21 protein-coding genes and 1 pseudogene are annotated in these 15,798 nt (G+C 55.5%); 13 read left to right on the top strand and 9 right to left on the bottom strand.

What is annotated here, in order from left to right; genetic code table 11:
* Positions 1-2: 2 nt before the first annotated feature.
* Complete coding sequence (locus NKJ21_RS01110) at positions 3-779, bottom strand: BPL-N domain-containing protein (protein WP_016160704.1); 777 nt, start codon at positions 777-779, stop codon at positions 3-5.
* A 493-nt stretch (positions 780-1,272) separates the two neighbouring features.
* On the opposite strand from NKJ21_RS01110, the gene umuD reads away from it, so the two are divergent.
* The 3 genes from umuD (at position 1,273) to NKJ21_RS01095 (ending at position 3,462) form a co-directional block, all read left to right on the top strand.
* A complete protein-coding gene (umuD, locus tag NKJ21_RS01105) occupies positions 1,273-1,692 on the top strand; it encodes a translesion error-prone DNA polymerase V autoproteolytic subunit (RefSeq protein ID WP_254732649.1) in 420 nt (139 codons plus the stop codon).
* Between the two features lie 2 nt (positions 1,693-1,694).
* A complete protein-coding gene (gene umuC / locus NKJ21_RS01100; protein ID WP_008807677.1) occupies positions 1,695-2,957 on the top strand; it encodes a translesion error-prone DNA polymerase V subunit UmuC in 1,263 nt (420 codons plus the stop codon).
* A gap of 262 nt (positions 2,958-3,219) precedes the next feature.
* On the top strand, positions 3,220-3,462 hold the full coding sequence (locus NKJ21_RS01095; RefSeq protein WP_004203750.1) for a DinI family protein: 243 nt from the start codon (positions 3,220-3,222) through the stop codon (positions 3,460-3,462).
* A gap of 171 nt (positions 3,463-3,633) precedes the next feature.
* On the opposite strand, the gene NKJ21_RS01090 is transcribed toward NKJ21_RS01095, so the two are convergent.
* A complete protein-coding gene (locus NKJ21_RS01090; RefSeq protein WP_174140611.1) occupies positions 3,634-4,770 on the bottom strand; it encodes a glycosyltransferase family 9 protein in 1,137 nt (378 codons plus the stop codon).
* Here NKJ21_RS01090 and NKJ21_RS01085 point away from each other — a divergent pair.
* From NKJ21_RS01085 to NKJ21_RS01075, 3 genes and pseudogenes are all read left to right on the top strand, one after another.
* Positions 4,765-4,924, top strand: a pseudogene (locus NKJ21_RS01085) (hypothetical protein). The gene NKJ21_RS01090 and the pseudogene NKJ21_RS01085 sit on opposite strands and share 6 nt — an antisense overlap.
* A gap of 95 nt (positions 4,925-5,019) precedes the next feature.
* Positions 5,020-5,520, top strand: a complete 501-nt coding sequence (locus tag NKJ21_RS01080) for a YbaK/prolyl-tRNA synthetase associated domain-containing protein (RefSeq protein WP_008807680.1) — start codon at positions 5,020-5,022, stop codon at positions 5,518-5,520.
* Between the two features lie 117 nt (positions 5,521-5,637).
* Entirely contained in the window at positions 5,638-6,084 is a 447-nt protein-coding gene (locus NKJ21_RS01075) for a DUF441 domain-containing protein (RefSeq protein WP_012968512.1), read from the top strand.
* Here NKJ21_RS01075 and NKJ21_RS01070 read toward each other — a convergent pair.
* On the bottom strand, positions 6,068-6,862 hold the full coding sequence (locus NKJ21_RS01070) for a helix-turn-helix domain-containing protein (protein WP_008807682.1): 795 nt from the start codon (positions 6,860-6,862) through the stop codon (positions 6,068-6,070). The genes NKJ21_RS01075 and NKJ21_RS01070 overlap by 17 nt on opposite strands.
* Before the next feature lie 106 nt (positions 6,863-6,968).
* On the opposite strand from NKJ21_RS01070, the gene NKJ21_RS01065 reads away from it, so the two are divergent.
* Positions 6,969-8,144: a CynX/NimT family MFS transporter gene (locus NKJ21_RS01065; RefSeq protein WP_162822774.1), complete on the top strand. Its 1,176-nt coding sequence runs from the start codon at positions 6,969-6,971 to the stop codon at positions 8,142-8,144.
* Between the two features lie 31 nt (positions 8,145-8,175).
* Here the strand turns inward: NKJ21_RS01065 and NKJ21_RS01060 are convergent, their stop codons facing one another.
* Positions 8,176-8,868 carry a CTP synthase gene (locus NKJ21_RS01060; RefSeq protein WP_012968515.1) on the bottom strand — a complete coding sequence of 231 codons (693 nt, stop codon included), beginning with the start codon at positions 8,866-8,868 and terminating at the stop codon, positions 8,176-8,178.
* 145 nt (positions 8,869-9,013) lie between these two features.
* Here NKJ21_RS01060 and NKJ21_RS01055 point away from each other — a divergent pair, with 145 nt between their 5' ends.
* Together NKJ21_RS01055 and NKJ21_RS01050 are read left to right on the top strand one after the other, a co-directional pair.
* Entirely contained in the window at positions 9,014-9,523 is a 510-nt protein-coding gene (locus NKJ21_RS01055; protein ID WP_012968516.1) for a DUF523 domain-containing protein, read from the top strand.
* Positions 9,524-9,527: 4 nt separating this feature from the next.
* A complete protein-coding gene (locus NKJ21_RS01050; RefSeq protein WP_254732796.1) occupies positions 9,528-9,866 on the top strand; it encodes a DUF488 domain-containing protein in 339 nt (112 codons plus the stop codon).
* Here the strand turns inward: NKJ21_RS01050 and NKJ21_RS01045 are convergent.
* On the bottom strand, positions 9,856-10,095 hold the full coding sequence (locus NKJ21_RS01045; RefSeq protein ID WP_008807687.1) for a DUF333 domain-containing protein: 240 nt from the start codon (positions 10,093-10,095) through the stop codon (positions 9,856-9,858). The genes NKJ21_RS01050 and NKJ21_RS01045 overlap by 11 nt on opposite strands.
* 301 nt (positions 10,096-10,396) lie before the next feature.
* Between NKJ21_RS01045 and NKJ21_RS01040 the strand changes: the two genes are divergently transcribed.
* From NKJ21_RS01040 to NKJ21_RS01030, 4 genes are all read left to right on the top strand, one after another.
* On the top strand, positions 10,397-11,410 hold the full coding sequence (locus tag NKJ21_RS01040) for a sensor domain-containing diguanylate cyclase (protein ID WP_023297404.1): 1,014 nt from the start codon (positions 10,397-10,399) through the stop codon (positions 11,408-11,410).
* Between the two features lie 57 nt (positions 11,411-11,467).
* Positions 11,468-11,569 (top strand): YoaK family small membrane protein, encoded by a 102-nt coding sequence (locus NKJ21_RS01035; protein WP_004150782.1) that lies wholly within the window; start codon positions 11,468-11,470, stop codon positions 11,567-11,569.
* A complete protein-coding gene (gene yoaJ, locus NKJ21_RS27800; protein WP_004892898.1) occupies positions 11,569-11,643 on the top strand; it encodes a protein YoaJ in 75 nt (24 codons plus the stop codon). Before NKJ21_RS01035 ends, yoaJ begins: the two co-directional genes overlap by 1 nt.
* 119 nt (positions 11,644-11,762) lie before the next feature.
* Complete coding sequence (locus NKJ21_RS01030; RefSeq protein WP_012542130.1) at positions 11,763-11,888, top strand: hypothetical protein; 126 nt, start codon at positions 11,763-11,765, stop codon at positions 11,886-11,888.
* Between the two features lie 59 nt (positions 11,889-11,947).
* Here the strand turns inward: NKJ21_RS01030 and NKJ21_RS01025 are convergent, their stop codons facing one another.
* The 4 genes from NKJ21_RS01025 to fraE form a co-directional block, all read right to left on the bottom strand.
* Entirely contained in the window at positions 11,948-12,211 is a 264-nt protein-coding gene (locus tag NKJ21_RS01025; RefSeq protein ID WP_004203731.1) for a DUF2534 family protein, read from the bottom strand.
* Between the two features lie 130 nt (positions 12,212-12,341).
* Entirely contained in the window at positions 12,342-12,980 is a 639-nt protein-coding gene (leuE, locus tag NKJ21_RS01020) for a leucine efflux protein LeuE (protein ID WP_004203730.1), read from the bottom strand.
* A gap of 89 nt (positions 12,981-13,069) precedes the next feature.
* Positions 13,070-13,984 (bottom strand): kdo(2)-lipid IV(A) palmitoleoyltransferase, encoded by a 915-nt coding sequence (gene lpxP / locus NKJ21_RS01015; RefSeq protein WP_008807690.1) that lies wholly within the window; start codon positions 13,982-13,984, stop codon positions 13,070-13,072.
* A gap of 657 nt (positions 13,985-14,641) precedes the next feature.
* Complete coding sequence (gene fraE, locus NKJ21_RS01010) at positions 14,642-15,685, bottom strand: fructose-asparagine asparaginase (protein WP_012542131.1); 1,044 nt, start codon at positions 15,683-15,685, stop codon at positions 14,642-14,644.
* Positions 15,686-15,798 lie beyond the last annotated feature (113 nt).

Below are 15,798 nucleotides of genomic sequence, written 5' to 3'. Positions count from 1 at the left end.
AGTTAACCCTTTTTTATATTGAGATAACTTAAAATACGCTGCATTTTACTTTCTGCCGTCGTATTCCCTGGCGCAGCGCTGTCTATCCAGGTCTCATCGGCTTCAGGATGTGGACCTGACAGGATGATGTTTCCCTTACCATACCGGTACTTACCAATGGCGATATCTCCATTCTTGTAGTAAGCGATCGGCTGGAATCCAGTACTTGAGATACTACTGTTGAGATAAGGCCCATCCTGGTAGTAAAAAGGCTCTTGTTTATTATTCCATGTCAGTTGCAGGGTATAATCGCCTTCATCAACGGCCTGCGAACCGGGTCTCCCCACCTCTGATTCTAAAGGCGCATCAATAAGCCCTATCCAGTCTTTGTCGGCAAGATAGGCTCCCATACAAAGACCAAGAAAGGATTTGCCACTTTTCACAAAATTGCGGATAGCCTCTGCCCCTTCATCACCCAGGGCTTGATAAGAGCCGGGTATATCCTGACCGCCGCCAGGTTGAATATAGAGATCGAATTTTTTCAGTGTTTGCGCATTTAATTTCAGCTTTTCTTTTTCGCCCACATAAGAAATGTGCAGAGGCAGACCTGTCGCGATCAGCGATTTTACCACCATTTCAGAACAACCCGGGCACCCGGCCTCCCCGCGATAAACGGCGACATTATAACTCTCTGATTGCGAGGACTTTGCCTGCACCGATGCGGTGAAAAAGGCGAAAGAAAAGGCAACCGTTAGTATTTTTGCTTTTTTAAGTCTGGTGCCCTGGAAAAAAATTTTCATGTCAGTAGATCCCCTGGTTATGTAGTGTCATGGTTAATCACAGCGTATCACTTTCGGATCCCGCAGATGATGACAATAAATTAGAGCAGTTGCTCAAATCTATCCTTGCCATCAAATTTGTCAAGCCATTTAAGTTAAAATAAATAATGTCTTTCCACACTGAAAGATAAAGGTGACAATATTTTATAAACATCCTCCAATGAAACATCCTCATACCCTTCGCTTTCTCAATAATATTAAATACTGAAGAGAGGGTGAAAAAAGAGTCGATCATGCTCCATGTAATACAGCGGTCGTCTTACCGGGCAAACGTCAACATTGGCGTACTGGTCGCGCTACACAGCGATGGCAGTTCAGCAACAACACCACATGGCATGTTTTACATAAATCATCATTATATTCATGCAGTTATAAAAACAACGTCACGTGCGCCTTGATCCATCAGCACATTCAATAATACTGTATATAAAAACAGTATTCGAGGATCGATACCATGCAGTTTACTCGGCCAACTGAGATTTCGCCCCCACTCATGCTCCCCCTCTTCTCCGAGAGGGTGCCCTGCGGATTTCCCAGCCCCGCTCAGGATTATGTTGAGGACAGGCTGGATCTCAATAAATTATTGATAAAACATCCGAGTGCTACCTACTTCATCAAAGTCAGCGGAGAGTCTATGCGTGATGCCGGCATCAGTGATGGAGACCTTTTAGTGGTTGACCGCTCACTGTCTGCCGTACATGGTGATATCGTCATTGCGGCTATCGCAGGTGAATTCACCGTGAAAGAACTTCGCACTCATCCTTTTTTACAGCTAGTGCCGCACAATCGCGATTACGCTTCCATTTCGTTTCATAATGCCGAAGAATTAGAAATATTTGGCGTGGTCATTTTTAGCAATAAAGCGCATAAATAATTATGTTTGCCCTCGTCGATGTCAATAACTTCTATACTTCTTGTGAAACGGTTTTTCGCCCTGATTTAAAGGGGAAGCCTATTGTGGTCGTGTCCAATAACGATGGTTGCATTATTTCTCGCTCTGCCGAAGCGAAATCCCTCGGTATAAAAAATGGCGAACCTTTCTTTAAAATAAAAAATAACCCTTATTATTCCAGTGTTCATTTTTTCAGTTCTAACTATGCGCTTTATGCCGACCTCAGTGACCGTGTTATGCAAACGCTCACGGCAATGTCTCCGTCAATAGAAATCTATTCCATCGATGAAGCCTTTATTAATTTATCCGGAGTAATGAATTGCGTCCCCTTATCCACCTTCGGCCATGAAATAAGAACTCACGTATTGAAAAATACTGGCTTAACGGTGGGCGTAGGTATTGCGCAAACCAAGACATTAGCCAAACTCGCTAACCATGCCGCCAAGACATGGCGCGGCACGGGCGGCGTTGTCGACTTATCCAATATTGTGCGCCAACGCAGGCTACTCGCCCTTGTCCCTGTTGAAGAGGTCTGGGGCGTTGGGCGAAAAATGAGTAAAAAACTTAATTTAATGGGTATTAATACCGCTCTGGATCTGGCTGAAAGCTCATTATGGGTCATAAAAAAGCACTTCAATGTGGTGCTGGAAAGGACCGTTCGCGAACTGCGTGGTGAGCCATGTTTTGAGCTACAAGAATTTTCCCCAACAAAACAACAGATTATTTGTAGTCGCTCTTTTGGCAACCGGGTAACGCAGTATTCAGATATGCATCAAGCCATTTGCGCCTATGCTGAGCGAGCAGCAGAAAAATTACGCAGTGAGCATCAATTTTGCCGCTTCGTTAGCGTATTTGTCCGGACGAGTCCGCACGCCGTTAATGAAACATATTATGGCAACCAAGCGTCAATGAAGCTATTAACGCCGTCTAATGATACCCGTGACATTATAAATTGTGCCACAAACTGCCTGCAGAGAATTTGGATTGATGGTTATCGATATATGAAAGCCGGTGTTATGCTTGCTGATTTCTTCAGTAATGGCATAGCGCAGCTAAACTTATTTGACGATAACGCTCCGCGCAAAAATAGTGCTGCGTTAATGGACGTTATCGACCAATTAAATCAATCCGGGAAAGGAAAGGTCTGGTTTGCCGGTCAGGGGATCGAAAAATCCTGGGCGATGAAGCGTGAAATGCTTTCCCCGGCTTACACCACCCGATATTCAGACCTGCCCGTCGCGAAATGAATGTACGCAGTTAATGACATCGCTTCGGGTGAAGGTCACTGCGTTTACCAGGCCTACGCAATCAGCGATAACGCCTTTGCAGCGCGGAAATCCCCTCCGCTCGTCAGTGAGGCCTGCCTGACCGCCAGCGGACGAGGTGCTGCTTTTGCGCGCAGCCCTCTCCCGCACGAGGTTGCGGATGAGCAGCACCGCGGCATTCGCTTGACACTGTACATTAATACAGTAAAACTATCGCCCGCGATCAGCATACAGAGGACAGAAGATGTTTGTGGAACTGATTTATGACAAGCGCAATTTTGCCGGGCTGCCGGGTGCCAGAGAGACCATTCTTAACGAACTGACCAAACGCATGCAGCGCATTTTCCCGGAAGCGGAAGTGCGGGTGAAGCCGATGATGACGCTGCCGGCGATCAACACCGACGCCAGCAAGCATGAAAAAGAGCTGATCAGCCGTACGGTGCAGGAGATGTTTGAAGAAGCGGATATGTGGCTCACTGAAGAGTGATGCCGCCCGTCGTTGGCGGCGGCCATCTCTTTAAGAGCTTTCCCGGATGTGTCAGAGCAGCGGGCACCAGTACAATAGCGGCGGTTGCAGACTGGCAATGCAACCTTCGCTCACCTGCTGGCTCTTGCATACGGCCAGCAGGTGAGCCCTACCAGCCTCCCCTCATCGCCCTCACAGCGTCTCCGGTAGCGCCGCTATAATTCTATCCACCAGCTCGCGATGCTGATGGACCTTCCCGCATTTAACAATGATCTGCCTGGCATTGTCATAGCCCGGGGCCCACAGCCGGTTATTGAGCAGAACGTCCTTATAGACCGCGATCAGCGGTTTGTTCCACGCCGCCGCCATATGCACCACCGAGGTGTCCGGGGAGATAATCAGCTCCGCCTGGGCAATCAGCGCCATCGCATGGTGCAGCGTGTTAAACGGATTAATCACCACCTCCGGCGGCAGCGGGATGCGGATCTCACGCCGGTGATCGAGCAGAATAACCGCCAGCCCCGGATGGCGAGTTCGCAGCTTGTCGAGCAGTTCGGCCAGCTGCGTCTGGGAGAGACTCCGGTCGGCATGGCCGGCAAAAATATTAATCACTACCGCTTTTCCGCTCAGCGACGCCAGATACTGCGCCACCTCCTGCATAATCGGCCCGGGCACCGCCAGGTCGTAAGTGTCCAGAGCGCGGGTGTCCAGTTGGAGATAGTCGGCGATCAACGCGAACGTCTTCGTTACGTGCCAGCGCTGGCAGTCAAAATCAAAAGAGTGAGAGTAATGTTTAATCGATGGCCATTTATTAAACCCGAGTACTGATTTGGCTTTTATTTGTCGAAAAAGCCGCAGGCGATGCACGGGAATATCGAACAGCGAAGGGTCAATAATAATATCGTACTTATTATTAGCCAGTTCATTAATGACGTCGCGGGGAACGTTATGGTTAAATTTACGCAAAAAGTCAGCGGAATTGACCGGCTCAGCTTCATAAATATGGCGGATCCGCGGGTTATAGCGCATCACCTGGCTGTTAGAGGTCGTCAGTAGAAAATCAACGATATAACCTGACTGATGCAGGCATTTTACCAGCGCGGAATCCACCACCACATCGCCGACCGCCCCCTCATTACGCATGAGTAAGACAGTTTTCGCGGACGATAAATCCACCGGCTGACGGCGTCGGCGGTCCCAGAGCGCTTTCGCCACTCCCACCCGCAGGGCATTACGTACTTTCTTAGTAAAGTAATTCCGCCGTCTGTTGAGCTCCCTTATTTTATTAAACTTCTTGCGTGGGGAACCCTGCATGGTTGCATCGTGCATCATCCTAACCTCATTACGGCAATTATTAATATTCTGTGTCGTCCGATAGAGACTGAGCGAAATAAAAAAAGTTCGATTGAAAATGAAAATCATTCTTTTTTTTATTTACAAAACTCATCTGCTGCGCCTGCGAGATTGCACCACAGCACTGTGAAGCAATAATGAGCGAATGGTGAATTTCCCGGCCCACCGTTGGCAGGCTGACGCAACAGCGCTAAGCTGGCGGCTTGATGATGTCAGGAGGACGCTATGCTTGAAGCAGTAGAAGGTAATATCCACCAGCGCCTGTGCGCGCTGCTCGACGAACACCAGGCGCGCTACCGGGTGATGGCGCATGACGCGGTCGGCCAGTGCGAAGCCGTCTCGGCGATCCGCGGCACCGCGCTTGGCCAGGGCGCAAAAGCGCTAGTCTGTAAAGTAAAAGGAAACGGCGTCAACCAGCATGTGCTGGCGATCCTCGCCGCCGATCAGCAGGCCGATCTCGCCAGCCTGGCCCGGCATATCGGCGGCAGCAAAGCCTCGCTGGCCAGTCCGGCGGAAGTGGATGCCCTCACCGCCTGCGTGTTCGGCGCCATTCCCCCCTTCAGCTTCCATCCGGCGCTGCGGCTGGTGGCCGACCCGCTGCTGTTTGAGCGCTTTCCACAAATCGCCTTTAACGCCGGACGCCTGGACCGGTCGATCATTCTCGATACCGAGGATTATTTACATATCGCCCGACCGGAGATCGCGACCTTTCGCCGCCTTAGCTAACCGGGCATCCGCCCTGATTTTCGCCGCATGGCGTGAAAATCCTGTTTATTCACGCCACGATGCGTAGAGTAAGCGGGATATTTTTTGGCTTTCTTTTTTTGGCAAGGACCTCTGTACATGTTTGATACCACCCTGTTGATCCTGCTGGGTCTGGCGGCGCTCGGCTTTATCAGCCATAACACCACCGTAGCGATCTCCATCCTCGTGCTGATTATCGTGCGCGTTACACCGCTAAATACCTTCTTTCCCTGGATTGAGAAACAGGGGCTGACTGTCGGGATCATTATTTTAACCATCGGCGTGATGGCGCCTATCGCCAGCGGTACGCTGCCGCCCTCGACGCTGATCCACTCCTTTATGAACTGGAAATCACTGCTGGCGATTGCGGTCGGGGTGTTTGTTTCGTGGCTCGGCGGGCGCGGTGTCTCCCTGATGGGCTCCCAGCCGCATCTGGTGGCCGGGCTGCTGGTCGGCACGGTACTCGGCGTCGCCCTGTTTCGCGGCGTCCCGGTCGGACCGCTGATTGCCGCCGGGATCATCTCATTGTTTATTGGGAAGTCGTAGCCAGGCTGCCGTGATAGCGGCCCGGCGTCTGTCCGAGCCCTTTTTTAAACATGGTGATGAAGGCGGTGGTGGAATCGTAGCCCAGCGCCTGAGCCGTTTGCTGCACCGTCTGCCCGCGGATCAGCAGCTGTAGCGCGAGGATCAGCTGCAGCTGATGGCGCCAGCGGCGAAAGCTCAGCCCCGTTTCGCGCACTACCAGGCGGGCCAGATTGCGCTCGCTCATCGCAAACACCGCCGCCCACTGGCTCAGGGTCTGCCAGCGCGCCGGATCCTCGGCCATCATCGTCACCATCTGACGAATTTTCGGGTGGTTTGATACCGGCAGCTGCAGGTGCTCCTGCGGCTGCCGGGGCAGCTCATCAAACAGAACCTGCACCAGCCGGGCCGTGGCAGGGGCGGCCAGCAACTCCCCGCCGCGTTCCGCCAGGGTGAGGATCAGCTCCCGCACCAGCGGAGAAATCTTTAACGTACAGCAGCGGTCCGGCATCGGCGCGGCGCCCGGTTCGATGAACAGGAAACACACCTGGGCGCCGGGGGTGGCGCGGTTACTGTGGGAAAGCTGTCCCGGGACCCACACCGCATACTGCGGCGGCACCATCCACATCGCGTTCTCTACCTCGCAGGTCAAGGCGCCGTGCAGGGCGAGGATCAGCTGCCCCTTACGGTGAGAATGCGCCGGAATATACTGCTCCGCCTCCACCACCTGAATACGAAAGGCAATGGCCGATTCGTGGCCACTGTCCGGTTCATAACCATCCAGACCCAGTCCGATCATCATGTTGTCCGATATTAGCGATAATCTGTCATTTTAGCTTGATTTAAACAGAGGACAAAGTCGCTATCGTAACCCCCTCGTTAGTTACCTTGAAAATGATATGTCTTCTATGATCTCCTCTACCGGCCGCCGCCCCGCGCTGCTGATTGCCGGTATCTTGCTCATCGCCACCACCCTGCGCGTGGTCTTTACCGGCGCGGCGCCGCTGCTGGACGCGATTCGTAGCGACTATGGCCTGACCACCGCGCAGACCGGGCTGCTCACCACCCTGCCGCTGCTGGCCTTTGGCCTTGTCTCGCCGCTGGCGGCAGGGGTTGCCCGCCGGTTCGGCATGGAACGCAGCCTGCTGCTGGCGATGCTGCTGATCTGCGCCGGCATTGCCCTGCGCTCCCTGCCCTCCGCTGCGCTGCTGTTTATCGGCACGGCGGTGATCGGCTGCGGTATTGCGCTGGGTAACGTGCTGCTGCCCGGACTGATTAAACGCGATTTCTCGCAGCATGTCGCGCGGATGACCGGCGCCTATTCCCTGACGATGGGCGGCGCGGCGGCGCTCGGCTCGGCGCTGGTGGTTCCCGTGGCAATGGCCGGATTCGGCTGGCGCGGCGCGCTGTTGCTGCTGATGGTCTTCCCGCTGCTGGCGATCCTCAGCTGGCTGCCACAGTCCCGGCGCCGGGCGGAGGCGCCATTGACCGGCTCAGGCGCCATGCATAATCGGGGGATCTGGCGGTCGGCGCTGGCCTGGCAGGTGACGCTGTTCCTCGGCATCAACTCGCTGGTCTATTACGTGATTATCGGCTGGCTGCCGTCGATTCTACAGAGTATGGGCTATAGCGAAGCGCAGGCCGGCTCGCTGCATGGCCTGCTGCAGCTGGCGACCGCCGCGCCCGGTCTGGCGATACCGTTGATCCTGCATCGGCTGCGCGACCAGCGTGGGATCGCGGTGCTGGTCGCCCTGATGTGCGCCATCAGCGCCGCCGGGCTGTGGCTGCTGCCAGGGCTGGCGATCGGCTGGACGCTGCTGTTCGGCTTTGGCTCCGGAGCTACCATGATCCTCGGCCTGACGTTTATCGGCCTGCGCGCCAGCTCGGCGCACCAGGCCGCTGCGCTGTCAGGGATGGCGCAGAGCGTCGGCTATCTGCTGGCCGCCTGCGGGCCGCCGCTGATGGGTAAGATCCACGATGCTAATGGCGACTGGCATATTCCGCTGCTGGCGGTGGCGCTGATTTCGCTGGTGATGGCGGTCTGCGGCGCCCTCGCCGGACGTGACCGGGAAATCCATTCCTGAAGATGACCGGCAGCGCCCGCTGCCGGTGGGTTTATTGTGCCGCGGCGCGAATCAGCGCCTGGACCAGCGGCGAGGGACGCCCATCCAGCGCGTGGCGTTCATGCTGGAACAACGTGGCGACAAAAAACGGGTGCGTCACCAGCTCGACGGCGCGGATCTCACCCTCTTCATCCCAGCCGGTGACGCGCAGATCGCCCTGTTCCAGCTCTCCGGCAAACGCGCTGTCCACCCCGTACCGGCAGTGGTAGCCCTCTTCAATGCTCTCCCGGCCATAGGCGCGGGCAATCAGCGTATTCGCCCGCAGCTCGACGACGGCGGAGGTCTCCACCAGCGAACAGCTAAGGGGAGCGATCACCATCCGCCCTTCGCTGTCAGTTTCCGCATGACCGGCATCCTGCCAGCCGAGCACGTTACGGGCGTATTCAATCACCGCGTGCTGAAAGCCGCCGCAGGTGCCGAGGAAAGGGATGCCGTTTTCGCGGGCATAGCGGATCGCAGTAAAGGCCCCCTGCGGATGACGATACGGGCTACCGGGAACGACCCAGACGGCATCGTACTCGGCCAGCGCCTCGCCGGAGACGATCGACGGGGTGGCGAGCCAGTCATATTTCACCGGCTGCTCCAGCACGGCGGCAGCATCGTCTATCGCCAGGGGAATGGCCTGATGGGCAACAATATCGGGGTGATAATCGCCGACGAGGGCGAGGCGTAAAGGGGTTTTCATAGCAGGTTCCTTATGTCTGGACGAGACGAGCAGCACAAGGCACGTCAGGATAGCGATCCCTCCAGTGGAACACAATCCTTATTTTCGCCCCACCGCCCCCGCCGGCGGGTAAGATATACTGGAGCAAGCGTGAAAGGGAGAAAGGATGAAAAGTAAGCTTTTGGTCAGCGCCTGCCTGATGGGATTCCAGGTGCGGTATAACGGTAGCGAGAAGGCACAGCTGGCGGCGACGCTGTCCCGCTGGCAGCAGACGGGGCGGCTGGTGATCCACTGCCCGGAGCTGGCGGCCGGTCTGTCCACGCCCCGTCTGCCGGCGGAGATCGTCGGCGGCGCAGGCGGAGATGTCCTTGCCGGGCGGGCGCGGATCGTGGAAAGCGACGGCCGCGACGTCACGGGACATTACCAGCTGGCCGCCTGGCTGGCGCTCAGCGCCGCCCGGGAAGCGGGCTGTCAGGCAGCGTTACTCACCGATGGCAGCCCTACCTGCGGCAGCCAGTTTGTCTATGACGGCTCCTTTCGCGGACGACGCAAAGCGGGCGCCGGGGTCGCGGCCGATCTGCTGCGCGCTCACGGCATCACGGTATTTTCCGACGGGCAAATCCCGCAGTTGCTCGCCTGGATGGCACAGAGGGAGCAGGATGATGATTCAATGTAAACGGGTGTATGACCCGCAGGAAAGCAGCGACGGCTACCGGGTGCTGGTCGACCGTCTCTGGCCGCGGGGGATTAAAAAAGAGGCGCTGGCCTGTGATGAATGGTGTAAGGCGTTAACACCTTCCACGGAGCTGCGAAAAGCCTTTCACGGCGAAGCGATCGATTTCGCCCACTTCAGCCAGCGCTATCGCCAGGAGCTCGACGCCCATCGTGAAACGGGCCTGCGGCTGGCGGCGCTGGCGCAGCGCCAGCCGTTGACGCTGCTGTACGCTGCGAAGAACACCGAGCAGAATCATGCCCGGGTGCTGGCCGCCTGGCTGGCGGCCCTGCCGGTTACGATTTAGCCGGATGATCCCGGCGCCACAGCGCCCACTCGTCGAGGGTTTCGCCGCTGGGTAGTTTGCACTGGGTGCTAACGCCCTGCGGCGTTTGCACCGGCACCCGGGTACCGCCGGATTGCTGACAGTACACCGACGCGGGATTGGCCATGCCGATGGTTTTCGTCGGCGCGGTGGACTGCGGCTGGGCACAGCCGGCTAATACCAGTGGCAGAATAGCCAGTAACTTTTTCATCGTTCCTCCCTTTCCTGAATGCCCGGGGATTTTAGCCTGAATCTCCACGTTTTCTCCATCTTGCCTGCACTTTTCCCCCGTAGAGTAGCCCCTGTTCTCGAACTGACCAGAGAACAGATCATTCCATAATCAATGAGTTTTTCCCCGTCGCCCCCGACGGGGCTTTTTTTCCTGCCGCGTGGACAAGTATTCCCCAAACAGATGTGATAAATTTAAAAATATCACTGTTTATTCGACGCTGATGTCCGTTTGCAGCCCATTATGCTGGGGTGACGTTTGGCGTGCTGGAGCTGTATTATTCATGTCAGATTTTATTCTTGCCCGGGTGTCGCAAACCCTCGCTGCGGAACAGTCCCTGGAAACCCTGGTGCGCCAGCTGCTGGAGATGCTTGAGGCGGTGACCCGAATGGAGTCCACCTATCTTACCCGCATCGATATCAACGCCCAGCGGCAGCAGGTAATGTTCGCCCATAACAGCAGCGAAATGCAGATCCCGGAAGGTTTTTCCGTCCCCTGGGATGAATCCCTGTGCAAACGCGCCCTTGAGGATCAGTGCACGTTTAGCAACGACGTGGCCCATCGCTGGCACTCCTGCATCGCCGCCCAGGAGCTGGGGATCGCCACCTTTTTAAGCATTCCCGTCCGCCTGGCCGACGGCTCTCTGTTCGGTACCCTCTGCGCCACCAGCCGACAGAAGCAACCTTATAATCTCGAAGGTGAACAGGTGATGGGCCTGTTCGCGAAGCTCATTTCCCACTACGTGGAAAAAGACACCCTGGTGCAACAGCTGCAGGCGGCTAACGTCGCGCTGGAGCTGCACTCGTCGACCGATGAGCTCACCCAGCTTCCTAATCGCCGTGCGCTGTTTAAGCAGCTGGCGCTACGCTTTGCCTCCGCCCGCGCCCAGCAGCAGCAGGTCTCGCTGATTTTTATCGATCTCGACGGTTTCAAAGCCATTAACGATCGGTTCGGTCATCCGTGCGGCGACAGCTTTCTGGTACAGGTCGGCGAACGACTCACCGCCGTCGCGCGCCGTGAGGATATCGTTGGCCGCCTTGGCGGCGATGAGTTTTTGATCGTCGGTAGTGCCCAGCAACCTGCCGCGCAGCAGGCGTATGTCACGACCCTGCGCCAGGCCCTGTGCGGCGTCTACTTCCTCGGCGAACAGCGTATCGACTATGAGGGCGCCAGCTTCGGGGTGATCATCTGCGATCCGCAGAGTATCGATGTTGAAGCGGCCTTACGCGCCGCCGATGAGGCGATGTACCAGGATAAGAAGTCCCGCCGTCAGGAGAATTTCATTCATATTGACTAAAGTACCGCGATATCCAGTATCATGCAGGGCATCATTCGTGGGTACAGGGACACTATCATGAAATTGGGTATTCTTTTCCCGGTGGCGATCTTTATCATCGCCGTCGTCTTTCTCGGTTGGTTTTTTGTCGGCGGCTATGCGGCGCCGGGTGGGGCATAATGAAAAAAAGCACCATTATTATGCTGGTTGTCGCCATCGTGGCGGTGGCCGGCAGCCAGTTCGGCTGGTGGTGATCGCGGCGGCGATATTGCGGAGTTATCCTATCCCATCAACAAGTTAACCCTTTACACTCACGTTATCCACCGCGGCATTCTCTGCCCCGGGGAAAGCAGAATAGCGGGAGAAGTAAGGGATGAAAAAACCGATCGTGTTACCGTTGATTATTGCGCTGTGCACGCTGTTATCGGGATGCATTATTGACGATGGGTACCACGCCCATCGCCATCACCACCATCATCACTATCATGACGATGATTAATCCTTCAGGCTGTTGATGGGCCGATAAGACAGGGCGAACCATGGTTCGCCCGTTGACGCTTAATCCTGGCGCTCGTCGCCGAGGAAAATAAAGCCGAGGGGGATAGCGAAGAGCGCGGTAAAGACAATGCTGTAAACCGTCACCATCGCCCCCTGCAGGAAGAACATGGACGTCGTCCACTCTGAGTACGGCATATTGTACTCGCTCACCACGCCCCCGAAGGTCGCCCGCCCCACCACCGCCAGCGCGATAGCAAACACCGCCGCGAGCGACAGACAGTATTTTTTGCAGTTTTTATTGCTGAGGAGTTTTTGCAGAATCATCGGGGCTTCCTTTTTGCTGAGCGATAAACGGCTGTATATGTAACACCAATGCAATAAAAAATGAAGGGTTTTTGTTACAGGGCAGAATAAGAGACGGCGGGCCGGTCAGCGGGTAACCGGCCCGAGGGGATCAGGACTGCAGGGTAGCCAGGCGCGCGGCGAACCCAACGAAAACCAGACCAATCAGGCTGTTGCCAAGTTTGGCCAGCTTCTTGCGGGTTTTAACGTAGCGGGTGACAAACGAGCCGGAGAGGATCAAAAAGCTCATATAGCAGAAGCTAATCACCTCGAGGGTCAGCGCCAGAATAAAGAACGCCACGCCGGGCGCTTTGGCGTTGACATCGATAAACTGCACGAAAAACGACACATAGAACAGAATCGCTTTCGGATTGGTCAGACTCAGGGTCAGAGAGCGCTTGAGGATCGCGCTCGCCGGCTCCGCGCTGGCGTCGGCCTGGCCATCGCGCTGGGTCAGCACCGCGTAGAGCATTTTACCCCCCAGCCACAGCAGGTAGATCGCCCCGAGGTAGCGGACGACGTTAAACAGCACCGGCGTGGTCTTAATCAGCGTCGCCACGCCGGCAAAGGCCAGAAACATCAGCACCGCGTCGCCAATAAAGACGCCCGCCGCTGCCAGATAGCCTTTCTTCACGCCGTGGGCAATGCCCGTCTTCAGCACAAAAAACGTATTAGGGCCAGGAACGAGGATGATAAACACCGCCCCGACCAGGTAGGTCAAATAATTCAGAACACCAAACTCAGCGAACACTCTGCACTCCTTCGCGCACGACTAAAACATGATCCGGCTCACGTTACCCCAACTGTCGGGATTTTGAAAGCGCAGCCTGTGCGGGAAGGTTAATAGACGGAAGGTTCACCCAGCGGGCGGGTTTTAAAACGACGGTGCACCCACAGATACTGCTCGGGGGCACGCAAAATCTCGCGCTCGATCACCTTGTTGATATAGCCGGCAGCGATCTGCTTATCTTCACCCGGATAATCATTCATTACTTCGCTAATATGCAGGCTGTAGCCCTGGCGATCCAGCTTGCGCACCATACTGATACTCAGCATTTTCGCACCCGATAAACGAGACAGAACATAGGTGCCGTTGGTGGTCGCCGCCTGTGGGACGGAGAAAAACGGCGCAAACACGCTGCCCTTAGGACCGTAATCCTGGTCGGGAGCAAACCACACCGCTTCACCTGATTTTAAGGCATGCACCAGACCGGTCAGGTTGTTGCGATCGATCATCGCTTTGTTCGAACGCAGGCGACCACGGGTTTGCACCCACTCCATCAGCGGGCTGTTGTGCGGACGATAAGTGGCCATCATTGGACGGCACAACCCCATCGCGCGCCCGCCCAGCTCCAGCGACATAAAGTGCACACCGACCACCATCACCCCTTTGCCGCCGCTAAGCGCATGATTAAGGTTGGCAAATCCTTCGACATCAAACCATTTTTTGACCCGCTCGTCGCTCCAGAACCAGGCCATGCCGGTTTCGATAAGCCCCATTCCCAGCGACATAAAGTTTTGATCGATCAGGGTCTCGCGCGCCGCCGGCGACATGTCCGGGAAGCAGAGCTCAATATTGCGCCGGGCGATATGTTCGCGGCGTTTGAGAAAGCGTCGGGAGAGGCGACCCGCGCTGGTGCCAATAAAATGCAGCAGCGGATAAGGCAGTTGCACGATTAACCAGAGGATGCCGAGCCCAAACCAGGTCAGCCAGTTGCGCGGGTGTAAAAGTTGTTTATTAAATACGCAGGCCATGATTTTTCCTGTAAACATTAATTATGTGGTAACGCTTAAGGAAAACAGAATCCATTTATCATCATTAGGCGGTACGTACAGCAAGTTCGACAATACTAATCCGCTGAAATTCCCTCCGGCAAGTAAAAAACAACTTGCTGACAAAAAAACATAATTGCGGCACAAATGTTACCAAATGTAAACTTAAATCTTATCCTCTTCTTAATATATTCATCGTGCATATCATTTTCACGCTAATCATCAGCGTTACTAACAGGCATAACCGAAACCCGCCGCGAGAACGCCTTGTCTGCCGGGGACTGAGCCCGCTCAGCCACGTGGCCCGCAGCCTGCCCGCGTCCACAAGATCGTCGTCTGTACCGCGAAAGAATTAAAGCACTCCCGCTTCAGAGTGAAACATTTTTTATCCGTCGGCATAAGGAATATTAAAATCGCCTTAAGGGAATAATTAAGAATAGACTTATTTAAAGATGCTTTAAAAATAAGCGTCTTGCCAGTTGTTTGCACTTTAATACCGCCCACACCCGCCGTAAAAAAAATATTTCTTTACGCCTTATACGCATAAAGCGCGGCGTTTAGCGCGGACAGTGACCCGACATCGGGTCACTGTGGGGCAAACCGCAGCGAAGGCGTGAGCGACGCCCTGGCCGCAGAGGATCAGTAGGTGTGGAAATATTGCTGGATCAGCTGTGGATCTTTCGTTTGCGTCAGCGCAGTCATCAACAGAATACGCGCTTTCGCTGGGTTGAGGGAGTCGGACACCAGCCCAGGCTGGCTGTCATCCGGCGGCACGACGCCGCTGCCGGTACGGGAGGCGCGAACCACCACGATGCCCGCCTGCTGCGCTTTTTTGATGCCCGCAGCGCTACGTACCGACACCGACCCCGCCCCGGTTCCGGCGTAGATAATACCGTCGGCATGATGGGCGATCGCCGCGTCGTACATATACTCCGGGTCGTCCTGATAACCATAAATGATCACCACCTTCGGCAGGGTCTTCAGCTGGCGGACATCGAACACCGAGCGCAGGGTGTGAATTTTATCCACGCGCGTCTCGAACTGGGGTTTTCCGCCCACCACGACGCCAAGGTAGCCCTCCTCCGGCGCCCGGAAGGTATCCAGCGAAGTGGCATTGGTTTTGGTGACGAAGCGCGCCGCGCCGATGCGGTCGTTCAGCACCACCATCACCCCGCGACCCCGGGCATCAGGATCGGCGGCGACTGTGACCGCTTCCAGCAGGTTCATCGGCCCGTCGGCGCTGATCGCCGTCGCCGGACGCATCGCCGCGGTAAAGACCACCGGCTTGTTGCTTTTGACCGTCAGATTGAGGAAATAAGGGGTTTCATCGAGGGTGTCCGTGCCGTGGGTGATCACCACGCCATCGACATCATCCCGGGCCAATAACGCATTCACCCGCTTCGAGAGTTCCAGGATAATGTCGCTGGTCATATTCTCACTGCCGATATTCGCCACCTGCTCGCCCTCGACATGAGCGATTTTACTCATTTCCGGCACGGCGTTAATCAGCGTCTGCACGCCAATCGCCCCGGCTTTATAACCCGTTGTCTGGGTATTGCTGGCCGCCGAACCGGCAATTGTCCCGCCGGTGGCTAAAATGACAATATGCGGTAGACGCGTCTCGCTAAATGCCAGACTGCTCATCGTCAGTAACGCAATGGTAAGTAATGCTCTAAAATTCATACAGGTCACTCCCTTCATAGACATTAATCAAACTAACGCTTGCTTAATGCAAAGGGCTTGCCAGAATTTATTTATTTTTTGGGGGGGAAATGGTTAACTATCAGACAATAATA

Origin of the sequence: Klebsiella sp. SWET4 (assembly GCF_024296565.1) — a bacterium.
GTDB classification, from domain to species: domain Bacteria; phylum Pseudomonadota; class Gammaproteobacteria; order Enterobacterales; family Enterobacteriaceae; genus Klebsiella; species Klebsiella variicola.
Note: the sequence above shows the minus strand (reverse complement) of the source record. Positions and strands in the feature narration are given on the sequence as shown.

Bases quoted from the DNA above. Each gene is read 5' to 3' on its own strand.
- NKJ21_RS01110 (WP_016160704.1), bottom strand. From the start codon at position 779: ATGAAAATTTTTTTCCAGGGCACCAGACTTAAAAAAGCAAAAATACTA.
- umuD (WP_254732649.1), top strand. From the start codon at position 1,273: ATGCAGTTTACTCGGCCAACTGAGATTTCGCCCCCACTCATGCTCCCC.
- umuC (WP_008807677.1), top strand. From the start codon at position 1,695: ATGTTTGCCCTCGTCGATGTCAATAACTTCTATACTTCTTGTGAAACG.
- NKJ21_RS01095 (WP_004203750.1), top strand. From the start codon at position 3,220: ATGTTTGTGGAACTGATTTATGACAAGCGCAATTTTGCCGGGCTGCCG.
- NKJ21_RS01090 (WP_174140611.1), bottom strand. From the start codon at position 4,770: ATGCACGATGCAACCATGCAGGGTTCCCCACGCAAGAAGTTTAATAAA.
- NKJ21_RS01080 (WP_008807680.1), top strand. From the start codon at position 5,020: ATGCTTGAAGCAGTAGAAGGTAATATCCACCAGCGCCTGTGCGCGCTG.
- NKJ21_RS01075 (WP_012968512.1), top strand. From the start codon at position 5,638: ATGTTTGATACCACCCTGTTGATCCTGCTGGGTCTGGCGGCGCTCGGC.
- NKJ21_RS01070 (WP_008807682.1), bottom strand. From the start codon at position 6,862: ATGATGATCGGACTGGGTCTGGATGGTTATGAACCGGACAGTGGCCAC.
- NKJ21_RS01065 (WP_162822774.1), top strand. From the start codon at position 6,969: ATGATCTCCTCTACCGGCCGCCGCCCCGCGCTGCTGATTGCCGGTATC.
- NKJ21_RS01060 (WP_012968515.1), bottom strand. From the start codon at position 8,868: ATGAAAACCCCTTTACGCCTCGCCCTCGTCGGCGATTATCACCCCGAT.
- NKJ21_RS01055 (WP_012968516.1), top strand. From the start codon at position 9,014: ATGAAAAGTAAGCTTTTGGTCAGCGCCTGCCTGATGGGATTCCAGGTG.
- NKJ21_RS01045 (WP_008807687.1), bottom strand. From the start codon at position 10,095: ATGAAAAAGTTACTGGCTATTCTGCCACTGGTATTAGCCGGCTGTGCC.
- NKJ21_RS01040 (WP_023297404.1), top strand. From the start codon at position 10,397: ATGTCAGATTTTATTCTTGCCCGGGTGTCGCAAACCCTCGCTGCGGAA.
- NKJ21_RS01035 (WP_004150782.1), top strand. From the start codon at position 11,468: ATGAAATTGGGTATTCTTTTCCCGGTGGCGATCTTTATCATCGCCGTC.
- NKJ21_RS01030 (WP_012542130.1), top strand. From the start codon at position 11,763: ATGAAAAAACCGATCGTGTTACCGTTGATTATTGCGCTGTGCACGCTG.
- NKJ21_RS01025 (WP_004203731.1), bottom strand. From the start codon at position 12,211: ATGATTCTGCAAAAACTCCTCAGCAATAAAAACTGCAAAAAATACTGT.
- lpxP (WP_008807690.1), bottom strand. From the start codon at position 13,984: ATGGCCTGCGTATTTAATAAACAACTTTTACACCCGCGCAACTGGCTG.
- fraE (WP_012542131.1), bottom strand. From the start codon at position 15,685: ATGAATTTTAGAGCATTACTTACCATTGCGTTACTGACGATGAGCAGT.